The 11963-nt window shown below is 73.7% G+C and carries 6 protein-coding genes, 1 pseudogene and 1 riboswitch; of the genes and pseudogenes, 5 read left to right on the top strand and 2 right to left on the bottom strand.

The features are described from left to right. Positions 1 to 221: 221 nt before the first annotated feature. A complete protein-coding gene (locus tag M1203_RS06155) occupies positions 222 to 2108 on the top strand; it encodes an FtsX-like permease family protein (protein ID WP_249948437.1) in 1887 nt (628 codons plus the stop codon). Between the two features lie 192 nt (positions 2109 to 2300). On the opposite strand, the gene cobN is transcribed toward M1203_RS06155, so the two are convergent. After that, on the bottom strand, positions 2301 to 5933 hold the full coding sequence (gene cobN / locus M1203_RS06160) for a cobaltochelatase subunit CobN (protein WP_249948438.1): 3633 nt from the start codon (positions 5931 to 5933) through the stop codon (positions 2301 to 2303). Positions 5934 to 5989: 56 nt separating this feature from the next. Next, positions 5990 to 6062, bottom strand: a riboswitch (cobalamin riboswitch). 179 nt (positions 6063 to 6241) lie between these two features. On the opposite strand from cobN, the gene cobG reads away from it, so the two are divergent. The 3 genes and pseudogenes from cobG to M1203_RS06175 form a co-directional block, all read left to right on the top strand. After that, positions 6242 to 7657, top strand: a complete 1416-nt coding sequence (cobG, locus tag M1203_RS06165) for a precorrin-3B synthase (RefSeq protein WP_249948439.1) — start codon at positions 6242 to 6244, stop codon at positions 7655 to 7657. Next, the gene (locus M1203_RS06170) at positions 7654 to 8316 is read left to right on the top strand and encodes a precorrin-8X methylmutase (RefSeq protein WP_249948440.1); all 663 of its coding nucleotides are present in this window, start codon (positions 7654 to 7656) and stop codon (positions 8314 to 8316) included. The genes cobG and M1203_RS06170 overlap by 4 nt, the downstream gene beginning before the upstream one ends. Continuing rightward, positions 8313 to 9953, top strand: a pseudogene (locus M1203_RS06175) (precorrin-2 C(20)-methyltransferase); the annotation flags it as partial. The gene M1203_RS06170 and the pseudogene M1203_RS06175, both read left to right, overlap by 4 nt. Here M1203_RS06175 and M1203_RS06180 read toward each other — a convergent pair. Beyond that, on the bottom strand, positions 9944 to 10816 hold the full coding sequence (locus M1203_RS06180) for a cobalt-precorrin-6A reductase (protein ID WP_249948442.1): 873 nt from the start codon (positions 10814 to 10816) through the stop codon (positions 9944 to 9946). The pseudogene M1203_RS06175 and the gene M1203_RS06180 sit on opposite strands and share 10 nt — an antisense overlap. A gap of 17 nt (positions 10817 to 10833) precedes the next feature. Here M1203_RS06180 and M1203_RS06185 point away from each other — a divergent pair, with 17 nt between their 5' ends. Next, positions 10834 to 11955 carry a cobalt-precorrin-5B (C(1))-methyltransferase gene (locus M1203_RS06185; protein ID WP_249948443.1) on the top strand — a complete coding sequence of 374 codons (1122 nt, stop codon included), beginning with the start codon at positions 10834 to 10836 and terminating at the stop codon, positions 11953 to 11955. Positions 11956 to 11963: the final 8 nt, after the last annotated feature.

An 11963-nucleotide genomic window follows, 5' to 3' on the forward strand; every position in this document is an offset into this window, starting at 1 on the left:
CTCCGATGCGGCGGGACGGGCGAGTCGGGCGGGACGCCCCCGCCCGTCCCGCCCGACTGCCCGGCCGAAATGCACGGTTAGGGGATACGGGCGGATCCCGGAGATTAGCCTTGCTCTCCGTGGCGGAGCAGAGGCGGCAGAGTACGGGGGCAAAGTCGGCGTCGGGGTTACGCGCGGGGACTCGGCTCTTTGTCGGTGAAGTACGTTCCTTCCCTGCCCGGTTGGCCGGGGTCGCGCTGGCCTGCGCGGTGACCGCGGCTGGGGTCGGCGCCTGCACCCTGCTGCTCGTCGGTGTGAGCGGGCCCGGTTTTCCCGAGAACTCCCCCGCTGCCGCCGCCGCGCTCGATGCCCAGAACGTGCTGTCGCTGCTGTTGTCGCTGCTGCTCATGTCCGCGGTGCTGGTCACCGGTTCGACCGTCTCGCTGTGGACCGGGCAGCGCCTGGGGCAGTTTGCCGTGCTACGGGCCCTCGGGGTGACCGCGGGACGGCTGCGGCGTATGGTCGCCGCCGATGTGGCGCGGCTGGCCGTGTTCTCCGCCGCCGTGGGGACCGCGCTGGGGATGGTGCCGCTGGCGCGACTCGGACGCGGGCTGCTCGTGGAACGTGAGCTGTTCCCCGGAAGCACCGGGTTGCCCGATGGTGGCCAGATCTGGACGACCGGGATCGGAGTCTGTCTCGCCGTCGGCGCCGTCGCCGTACTGGCGGCGCTGGCGAGCGTGCTCGCGGCCGGCCGGGTCAGCGCGATCGATCTGCTCAAGGATCCGGAGCCTCCCACGGCCCGCACGGCCCGCAGTCGGGCCCGGCTGTTGACCGGGCTGGCCATGGTCGGTCTCCTCTGTCTGCCCCTGCTGTTCGTGATGGCGTTCATGGACCTCCCGGGGACCGTACGGGCGGCCGTCGCTCCGGGCCTGGCCCTGATGGTCATCCCCACGCTCGCCGTACTCGCTCCCTGGGCCGTCCCGCCCCTGACCTGGCCGGTACGGGTGACGCTGCGCGTCCTGGACCGTCGTGTCGGCCGTATCGCGGCGGCCGGACTGAGGGCGGCCCCCGCGCGCACCACCGCCATCGCGGTCCCCGTGCTGCTGGCGGTGGGGGTGGCGGTCTGCCTGCTCGGCGCGGGAGCCACCGTGGGGCAGGCGGTGCAGCGTCAGACGGAGGAGGGGTTACGGGCCGATGGGGTGGTCACAGCGGAGCCGGGAACCGACCTCCCCGTCACCGTCACGCCCCCGGCGGGGGTCACCGCGACCCCGCTCATCGCCACGGAAGTCACCCCACCGCCAACCGACTTCGACACCCGGCCGGGACCGGCGCGGGCCTGGGGAGCCGACGGCTCCTCGTTGGCGAAGGTCCTGGATCTGGGCGCGCGACAGGGTCGCATCGCCGATTTGAAGGAAGGGACCTTCGCGGCGGGAGCGACCCAGGCCGACGGCCATCACTGGCGCGTCGGCCAGAAGGTCCGGCTCGAACTCGCCGACGGCACCGCGCGAACGCTCACCCTCGCCTACGTCTACAAACGCGATCTGGCCTTCCCCGAGTTCGTACTCCCCCGCTCCACCGCCCTGGCGCACACGGCGTCCCCGTACGCCGAGCAGTACCTGCTGACCGGCGCCGTCGCCTCGTGGCCGGCGGAGGACAGCCGACGGGTCGCATCCCGGGCTACGTATCTGAGGGAGCTCACCCCCCGCGATCCGGCCGACGATCTCGCCGTCCGGCTGATCGTGGCCGTGGTCTCGGGCTACGCGCTGCTGGCCGCGGCCAACACCTGCGCGCTCGCCCAGCGCGACCGGCACTCCCAGCGCGCCCATCTGCGTGCGATGGGCCTGGGCCGGTTCCAGCTGCTGCGCTGTGTGCTGTACGAGGCCCTGGGCGCGGCGCTGGTCGGTATCGCCCTCGCCGCCGTCACCGCGCTGGCCTGTCTGGTCCCCCTGGCCGCCGTCCTGAACGCCGGGACGGGTACGGGGGCGGGGGCCTTGGCGCTGCCGGCCTTCGATGTGCCCTGGACGGCCGGGGTGCTGGCGGCCGTGGTCGCGGCGGTCTGCGTTCCCGCGGCGCTGACGGCGCGTCCGATGTCCGGCATCCACCACCAGTTCGCGCGACGCGTCCCGTAAGCGGACGCACCTCCCGAGCCGCGCACCGGGCCGCAGTCGCCCCCGCGAGGTCGACCCGAGCCCCCGATTCCCAGTGCGCTCAAGCGACTTCGGGCCCCGGCGCCGTCGGGTTTCCGCGGCCTCGGGCCGACGCGGAGGCCCACGCGCCGACGCGGAGGCCCACGCAGCGGCCCGGGCAGCCGACCCCCAGGCTCAGTCCTCCCCCTCCAGCTCCCCCTCCGTCTCCAGGAACACCGCCCGCAGCGCGTCCAGCACCGCCGGGTCCGGCTTCGCCCACATCCCGCGCGACTCCGCTTCCAGCAGCCGCTCCGCGATGCCGTGCAGGGCCCAGGGGTTGGCCTCCTGGAGGAACGTGCGGTTCTCGGGGTCCAGGACGTAGGTCTCCGTGAGCTTGTCGTACATCCAGTCCGCGACCACGCCCGTCGTCGCGTCGTACCCGAAGAGGTAGTCGACCGTCGCGGCGAGTTCGAAGGCGCCCTTGTAACCGTGGCGGCGCATCGCCTCGATCCAGCGGGGGTTGACCACGCGGGCGCGGAAGACCCGTGACGTCTCCTCGACCAGGGTGCGGGTGCGGACGGTCTCGGGGCGGGTCGAGTCGCCGATGTACGCCTCCGGGGCCGTGCCCTTGAGCGCGCGGACCGTGGCGACCATGCCGCCGTGGTACTGGAAGTAGTCGTCCGAGTCCGCGATGTCGTGCTCGCGGGTGTCGGTGTTCTTGGCGGCCACCGCGATGCGCTTGTACGCGGTCTCCATCTCGTCGCGCGCCGGGCGGCCGTCGAGTTCACGGCCGTACGCGTAGCCGCCCCACACCGTGTAGACCTCGGCGAGGTCCGCGTCGGTGCGCCAGTCGCGGCTGTCGATGAGCTGGAGGATGCCCGCGCCGTACGTACCGGGGCGGGAGCCGAAGATACGGGTCGTGGCGCGGCGTTCGTCGCCGTGCTCGGCCAGGTCCGCCTGGGCGTGGGCGCGGACGAAGTTGGCGTCGGCGGGCTCGTCCAGCGAGGCCGCGAGCCGTACCGCGTCGTCCAGCAGCCCGATCGCGTGCGGGAACGCGTCGCGGAAGAAGCCGCTGATGCGCAGGGTGACATCGATACGCGGCCGGTCGAGCTCGGTGAGCGGGATCGCCTCCAGACCCGTCACCCGCCGCGACGCGTCGTCCCACACCGGGCGGACGCCCAGCAGCGCCAGCGCCTCCGCGATGTCGTCGCCCGAGGTGCGCATCGCGCTCGTACCCCAGAGGGACAGCCCGACCGAGGTCGGCCACTCGCCGTTGTCGGTGCGGTAGCGGGTGAGGAGGGAGTCGGCGAGGGCCTGGCCGGTCTCCCAGGCGAGCCTGCTCGGTACGGCCTTGGGGTCGACGGAGTAGAAGTTGCGGCCGGTCGGCAGGACATTGACCAGGCCGCGCAGCGGGGATCCGGACGGGCCCGCCGGGACGAATCCGCCGCTCAGCGCGTGCACCACGTGCTCGATCTCGTCGACGGTGCCCGCGAGGCGCGGTACGACCTCGCGCGCCGCGAAGTCGAGGATCGCCGCGACCCCGTCCGGGAGGCCGGCGGCCACATCCGGCACCGCCGTCGGGTCCCAGCCCGCGTCCTCCATCGCCTGGACGAGCGCGCGGGCCCGCTCCTCCGCCTCGTCGGCGCCGGTACGGGTCGCCGCCGACTCGTCGAGCCCAAGAGCCTCGCGCAGACCGGGCAGGGAGGCCGTACCGCCCCAGATCTGCCGGGCGCGCAGGATCGCCAGGACCAGATTGACGCGCGCCTCGCCGGTGGGCGCGCCGCCCAGCACATGCAGACCGTCGCGGATCTGCGCGTCCTTGACCTCGCAGAGCCAGCCGTCGACATGGAGCAGGAAGTCGTCGAACCCGTCGTCGTCGGGCCGGTCTTCGAGCCCCAGGTCGTGGTCGAGCTTGGCCGCCTGGATCAGCGTCCAGATCTGGGCGCGGATCGCGGGCAGTTTCGCGGGGTCCATGGACGAGATCGCCGCGTACTCGTCGAGCAGCTGCTCAAGGCGCGCGATGTCGCCGTACGACTCGGCGCGCGCCATCGGCGGTACGAGATGGTCCACCAGCGTGGCGTGTACGCGCCGCTTGGCCTGCGTCCCCTCGCCCGGGTCATTGACCAGGAACGGATAGATCAGCGGCAGATCACCGAGCGCGGCATCGGGGGCGCAGGCGGCGGACATGCCCGCGTTCTTGCCGGGCAGCCACTCCAGATTGCCGTGCTTGCCGAGGTGGATCATCGCGTCGGCGCCGAAGCCGCCGTCCTCGCGGACGGCCTGGATCCAGCGGTACGCGGCCAAGTAGTGGTGCGAGGGCGGCAGATCGGGGTCGTGGTAGATCGCGATCGGGTTCTCGCCGAAGCCGCGCGGCGGCTGGATGAGGATCAGCAGATTGCCGCGTCGCAGGGCGGCGAGCACGATGTCGCCGTCCGGGTCCCCGCCGGCGGCGGACCGGCTGCGGTCCAGGAACATCTCACCGGGCGGCGGTCCCCAGTGCCGCTCCACCGACTCGCGCAGTTCGGCGGGGAGTTGGCCGTACCACCGCCGGTAGTCGGCGGCCGGGATACGGACCGGGTTACGGGCGAGCTGCTCCTCGGTCAGCCACTCCTGGTCATGGCCGCCGGCCTCGATGAGGGCGCGGATCAGCTCGTCGCCGTCACCCGAGGCCAGACCGGGGACGGGCTCGGAACCGAAGTCGTAGCCCTCCTGGACCAGTCGGCGCAGCAGGGACACCGCGCTCGCGGGGGTGTCGAGGCCGACCGCGTTGCCGATGCGCGAGTGCTTGGTCGGGTACGCGGAGAGCACCAGCGCGACACGCTTGTCGGCGTTCGTGACATACCGCAGCCTGGCGTGGCGTACGGCGATCCCGGCCACCCGGGCGGCCCGCTCGGGGTCGGCGACATAGACCGGCAGACCGTCCGGGTCCAGCTCCTTGAAGGAGAACGGGACGGTGATGAGGCGGCCGTCGAACTCCGGCACCGCGACCTGCGAGGCGGCGTCCAGCGGGGACAGCCCCTCGTCGCTCTCGGCCCAGGCGGCGCGGCTGCCGGTGAGGCAGAGGGCCTGGAGGATCGGTACGTCGAGCGCGGCGAGCGCCCCCGCGTCCCAGGCTTCGTCGTCCCCGCCGGCCGATGCCTCGGCGGGCCTGGTGCCGCCCGCCGCGAGCACGGTCGTGACGATGGCGTCGGCCTCGCGCAGGGCCACCAGCAGCTCGGGCTCGGGCGAGCGCAGCGAGGAGACATAGAGCGGGAGGGCCTTGGCGTCGGCCGCCTCGACCGCCTCGCACAGCGTGTCCACGAAGGCGGTGTTCCCGCTGAGGTGGTGCGCGCGGTAGTAGAGCACGGCGACTGTCGGCCGGTCCGCGCCGAGCGCGGTGGCCCGTACCGGACGGGGCACCCGGCCCCAGGTGGGCGCGGCGGCGGGCGGCTCGAAGCCGTGGCCGGTCAGCAGGACCGTGTCGGAGAGGAACCGCGCGAGCTGGTCCAGATTGGCCGGACCGCCGTGCGCGAGATAGGCGTGTGCCTCGGCGGCGATACCGATGGGCACGGTCGACGCCTCCATCAGCTGCGCGTCGGGGGCCTGTTCACCGGTGAGGACCACGAGGGGGCGGTCGCCCGCGAGCAGCAGATCGATCCCGTCCTGCCAGGCGCGCAGCCCGCCGAGAAGCCGTACGACGACGAGGTCGGCGCCCTCCAGGAGCGCGGGCAGTTCGTCGAGCGGGAGCCGGGCGGGGTTGGCGAAGCGGTACGGGACGGGCCCGCCCGCCGCGTTCGCCGCGCGGGCGCTGAGCAGATCGGTGTCGGACGTCGACAGGAGCAGAAGCATGCGGCGTCTGGCCTTCCTCGGGGTCCGCGCCCCGGGCGAGGTGTGGAGGACGGCGGGAGTTCCTGGCTCGCCCGGCTGCTGCCGGACTCACAGTGGCGGGACCGCGCCGGGTTCGCACCGGGCTTCCTCCCCATGACGCCGTCGCTGGCGTTGACGGGCCTGGGCAGCCCGTCGTCTGCATAGTAAGTGCTGAGGTCACGGGCCGGGGAGGGTGCCCGGAAGGCGGGCCGGTACTGGGGGCGGCAGGAGCGGCGGCGACCGGACGGCGGGACGGGAGCGGGTGTGGGTACGTGGGTATGCTCGCCGCCATGCCGCCCACCTCGCCAACACCCGTGAACCGGGACGAAGCGCCCCCGCGGGCTGCCGTACGGGAGTCCGTACAGGCTCCTCTGCGGGAGCGGGGCGACGCCTGCCCCGGCGCGCTGCGGCTGCACGCCGCCGACGACGGACGGCTGGCCCGACTGCGGCTGCCCGCCGGTTTGTTGACGGTCCGTCAGGCCGAGACCCTGGCGGACGCGGCGGAGCGGCTGGGCGACGGACATCTGGACCTCACCTCCCGGGGCAATGTGCAGCTGCGCGGCCTGGACGAGGGCTGCGGCCCCGAACTGGCCGGGCTGCTGCACGAGGCCGGGCTGCTGCCCTCGGAGACACACGAGCGGGTACGGAACATCGTCGCGTCACCGCTGGCCGGACTGGACGAACCGGCCGGACTGGACAAACCGCCTTACCCGAACGTCCAGTTGTGGGCCCGCGAGCTGGACGGACTGCTCTGCGCGAGCGCGCGGGCGGCGACCCTTTCCGGGCGGTTCCTCTTCGCGCTGGACGACGGACGCGGCGATGTGGCGGCCCTCGGCGCCGATGTGACGTTGCTCGCACACCAGGACGGCTCGGTTGTCGTACGTACCGGGGCAAACCGGCCGGGGCTGTGTGTGGCCCCCGAGGACGCCCCGCGCGCGGCCCTGTTGGCGGCGGAGACGTTCCTCACGCTCGCGGAGGCGGGCGGCTCGGGGGCCTGGCGGGTACGGGAACTGCCCGCCGAGGACGGCCGGGAGCTGGACGCGGCGCTGCGGGCGGCGCTGGCGGATGCCGGGATCGCGACGCGGGGCGTGGCGGAGGCGACAACACCGGACCTTGAAGGGGAGCCTCCTCTTCCTGGTCCCGTGCGGTCGCCCGACGGGACCGTGGCTCTCTCCGTCCACGCCCGCCTCGGCCGACTGACCGTGGCGCAGTGGCGGCTGCTCGCGGCGGCGGCGAACGGGCCGCTGCGCGTGACCCCCTGGCGCGGAGTGATCGTGCCGGGGGTGGCCCCGGCCATGGCCGACGCCGTCCTGGACCGGCTCCGTACGGCCGGACTGGTCACCGACCCCGGCTCCCCCTGGTACGGGGTCGGCGCCTGCACCGGCCGGCCCGGCTGCGCGAAGGCGCTGGCCGACGTACGGTCCGACGCGACGGCGGCGGCCCTGTCCCGCCCCGGCTCGGAGGGACTGCCCGTCTACTGGTCGGGATGCGCGCGCCGCTGTGGCCATCCGCAGGGCCGGTGGGTGGATGTGGTCGCGACGGGCGAAGGCCGCTACGACATCTCCGTACAGGCAGACGCCCGTCCGGTCACCACCACCCCACGACCAGGACCAGGACCACAACCACGACCAGGACCGGAACAGGAACTGGAACTGGAACTCGCCGACGCGGTCGCGGCGGCACGCACCACCCCATTGACGAGATGAGCGAGAAGACCACGGTGTCCACAGTGCCCACAGGGTTCGAGTACGAGAAGGACGGCGCGGCGATATACCGCCAGTCCTTCGCCACGATCCGCGCCGAGGCGGATCTCAGCGGGCTGCCGGCCGAGGTCTCGCAGGTCGCGGTGCGGATGATCCACGCCTGCGGCATGGTCGACCTGGTGCGTGACCTCGCCTTCAGCCCCGGAGTGGTGATCCGCGCCCGCGAGGCGCTGCGCGCGGGCGCGCCCGTGCTGTGCGATGTGGCCATGGTCGCCAGCGGGGTCACCCGCAAGCGGCTGCCCGCGGACAACGAGGTCGTCTGCACCCTCTCCGACCCGTCGGTGCCCGCCCTCGCCGCCGAGTTGGGGACGACCCGCAGCGCCGCCGCGCTTGAGCTGTGGCGGGACCGGATGGAGGGCGCGGTGGTGGCCGTCGGCAACGCGCCGACCGCCCTCTTCCGGCTGCTGGAGATGATCGAGGACGGCGCCCCGCGCCCGGCGGCGGTCATCGGGGTGCCGGTCGGTTTCATCGGCGCCGCCGAGTCCAAGGACGCGCTCGCCGGACACTTCTCCGGCCTGGAACACCTGGTCGTACGGGGACGGCGCGGCGGCAGCGCCCTCGCCGCCGCGGCCGTCAACGCGATCGCGAGCGAGGAAGAATGACCGCCCGGAGCACCACCGGTGAGCAGACCTCGCACGCGCGTCCCCCGGCCGGCGAACGTGGCACGGGCCGGCTGTACGGGGTCGGGCTGGGCCCGGGAGACCCGTCCCTGATGACCGTACGGGCCGTGCGGATCATCGCCGAGGCCGATGTGATCGCGTATCACAGCGCCCGCCACGGCCGGTCCATAGCCCGGTCCATCGCGGCCGAGCATCTGCGCCCCGACCACATCGAGGAGCCGCTGGTCTACCCGGTCACCACCGGGACCACCGACCACCCCGGCGGCTATCAGGGGGCGATGGACGAGTTCTACGCCGAGTCGGCCGCCCGGCTCGCCGCCCATCTGGACGCCGGGCGCACGGTCGCGGTGCTCGCCGAGGGCGATCCGCTCTTCTACGGCTCGTACATGCATATGCACAAGCGGCTGGCCGACCGCTATCCGACCGAGGTCATCCCCGGTGTGACGTCAGTGAGCGCGGCGGCGGCACGGCTCGGCACCCCGCTCGTCGAGGGCGAGGAGGTGCTGACGATCCTGCCGGGCACGCTGCCCGAGGAGGAGTTGACGGCCCGGCTGGCCTCGGCGGACTCGGCGGTGGTGATGAAGCTGGGCCGTACGTTCCCGACCGTACGGCGGGCGGTCGAGCGCGCGGGCCGGCTGGCGGACGCGCGGTACGTCGAGCGCGCCACGATGAGCGGCGAACGCACCGGGGCGCTGGCCGAGACGGACCCGGAGTCGGTCCCGTACTTCTCGGTGGCGGTGCTGCCGAGCCGTGTCGCCGCGCGTGCCGTGCCCGGGGCCCACGACGAACCGTTCGGCGAGGCCGACGGGGACGGCGAGGCCGACGGGGGCGGCGGGGGCGGCGAATCGGGTGGCGGGAGCGGCGAATCGGGTGGCGAGGTGGTGGTCGTGGGGACGGGCCCCGCCGGGCCGCTCTGGCTCACGCCCGAGACGCGCGGCGCCCTCGCCGCCGCCCAGGATCTCGTCGGCTACACCACCTATCTGGACCGTGTTCCGGTCCGCCCCGGCCAGCGGCGCCACGGCTCCGACAACAAGGTGGAGTCGGAGCGCGCGGAGTTCGCCCTCGACCTCGCGCGGCGGGGCCGCCGCGTGGCCGTGGTCTCGGGCGGCGATCCGGGGGTCTTCGCGATGGCCACGGCCGTCCTGGAGGCCGCGTCCGCCGATCCGTACCGGGACGTGCCCGTACGCGTACTCCCGGGCGTGACCGCCGCCAACGCCGCCGCGGCCCGCGTCGGCGCCCCGCTCGGCCACGACTACGCCGTGCTCTCGCTCTCCGACCGGCTCAAGCCGTGGGAGGTCATCGCGGAACGGCTGCGCGCGGCGGCGGGCGCGGACCTGGTGCTCGCGCTCTACAACCCCGGTTCCGCCAGCAGGACCTGGCAGGTCGGCAAGGCGCGCGAACTCCTCCTGGAGCATCGCGCCCCGGACACCCCCGTCGTGCTCGGCCGCGATGTGGGCGGGCCGGAGGAGAACGTACGGATCGTGCGGCTGGCCGATCTCGATCCGGCGCAGGTCGACATGCGGACGATCCTGCTGGTCGGCTCCTCGCGGACGGTGACCGCGCGGCGGGGCGAGAACGGTGACGAGACGGTGGTCTGGACGCCGCGCCGCTACCCGGAGAACTCGGAAAGCCCAGGGAGCCCAGCAAGCCCAGGGAGCCCAGCAAGCCCGGGAAGCCCAGGGAGCCCAGGGAGCCCAGGCAACTGAGCCAGCCACGCCACCGCGTCCTCGACCGTGGCCACCGACGCCACCCCTTCCGGGACGGCCGGCCGGCGGACGACCACGACCGGAATCCCCGCCTCTCGGGCGGCCGTGAGCTTGGGCGCGGTGGCGGCGCCGCCGCTGTCCTTCGTCACCACGACATCGACGCGATGGCGGCGCAGGATCTCCCGCTCGCCGTCGAGGGTGAACGGACCCCGGTCCAGCAGCACTTCCGTACGGGCCGGGCACGGGGGTTCCGGGGCGTCGACGGACCGTACGAGGAACCACATCTCGTCGAGGTGCGCGAAGGAGCCGAGCCCCATCCGCCCGGTGGTGAGGAAGACCCGAGCGCACCGCAGCGCGGTCAGCTTCTCGGCGGCCCGCGCCAGGGAGCCGACCGCGTGCCAGTCGTCACCGTCGACCGGCACCCAGGAGGGACGGCGCAGGCAGAGGAGGGGAACATGGGTGAGCGCGGCGGCCTGTGCCGCGTTGCGGCTGATGGTGTCGGCGAAGGGATGGGTGGCGTCGATGAGCGCGTCCACGCGATGCTCGCGCAGCCAGCGCGCCAGCCCTTCGGCGCCGCCGAACCCGCCGATCCGTACGTCGCCGGGCGGCGGTACGGGCCGGGCGACACGGCCGGCGAGGGAACTGGTGACGCGGAGACGGCCGTCGCCGTACAGGCGCTCGGCGAGCCGGCGCGACTCCGTCGTACCGCCGAGGATCAGCACATGGGCGGGGGCCGAAGTCAGGTCCGGGGCCATGGCCTGGGTCGGTTCACTCATCGTCGGCGGGTCTTTCCATGACTGAGAAAGGGAAGGGCGGGCGCGCCGCCCAACTCAAGCACACCGGCCTCCGGCCCGGCTGGACGACCGGTGCCTGCGCGACGGCGGGGGCGACGGCCGCGTACACGGCGCTGCTGACCGGCGAGTTCCCCGACCCGGTGTCGATCACGCTGCCGCAGGGCCGGACACCGTCCTTCGCCCTGGCCACGGAGGACCTGACCACCCGGGACCGGGCCACGGCGGGTGTCGTCAAGGACGCGGGCGACGACCCCGATGTCACCCACGCCGCCCTGATCCGGACGACCGTACGGCTGCTGCCACCGGGCGCGGGTGTCGTCTTCCGCGCGGGCCCTGGTGTGGGTACGGTCACCCGCCCCGGACTCCCCCTGGACGTGGGCGAACCGGCGATCAACCCGGTCCCGCGTCAGCTGATGCGCTCCCATGTGGCGGAGGTGGCGGCCCGGCACGGCGGTACGGGCGATGTGGAGATCACCGTCTCCGTGGACAACGGCGCGGAGATAGCCCGCTCCACCTGGAATCCGAGGCTGGGCATCCTGGGCGGCCTCTCCATCCTCGGCACGACGGGCGTCGTCGTCCCGTACTCCTGCTCCGCCTGGATCGACTCGATCAGACGCGGCGTGGACGTGGCCCGCGCGGCGGGCCGCACGCATGTGGCGGGCTGTACGGGATCGACGTCCGAGAAGACGGTCCTCGCGGTCCACGACCTCCCCGAGGACGCCCTCCTGGACATGGGGGACTTCGCGGGCGCGGTACTCAAATACATCCGCCGCCACCCCGTCGACCGCCTCACGCTCTGCGGCGGCTTCGCCAAACTCTCCAAACTGGCGGCGGGCCACCTGGACCTCCACTCGGCGCGCTCCCAGGTGGACAAGACCTTCCTCGCCGAACTCGCCCTGACGGCAGGCGCGGACGCACCGCTGGCGAACCGGGTGGCGGCGGCCAACACGGGCCTGGAAGCGCTCCGCCTGTGCGAGTCGCGCGGCGTGCCGCTCGGCGACGAGGTCGCGAGACGGGCACGGGACGAGGCGCTGGCGGTGCTGCGCGGAGCGCCGGTGGAGGTGGACGTGATCTGCGTCGACAGAGCGGGCACGGTGGTGGGCCGCAGCGCCCCGGCGTGACCCCGGCC

Source organism: Streptomyces sp. 35G-GA-8, assembly GCF_023534745.1.
Classification (GTDB): Bacteria; Actinomycetota; Actinomycetes; order Streptomycetales; family Streptomycetaceae; genus Streptomyces.

Coding starts and splice junctions, on each gene's coding strand:
- cobN (WP_249948438.1), bottom strand. CDS start 5,933: ATGCTTCTGCTCCTGTCGACGTCCGACACCGATCTGCTCAGCGCCCGC.
- cobG (WP_249948439.1), top strand. CDS start 6,242: ATGCCGCCCACCTCGCCAACACCCGTGAACCGGGACGAAGCGCCCCCG.
- M1203_RS06170 (WP_249948440.1), top strand. CDS start 7,654: ATGAGCGAGAAGACCACGGTGTCCACAGTGCCCACAGGGTTCGAGTAC.
- M1203_RS06180 (WP_249948442.1), bottom strand. CDS start 10,816: ATGAGTGAACCGACCCAGGCCATGGCCCCGGACCTGACTTCGGCCCCC.
- M1203_RS06185 (WP_249948443.1), top strand. CDS start 10,834: ATGACTGAGAAAGGGAAGGGCGGGCGCGCCGCCCAACTCAAGCACACC.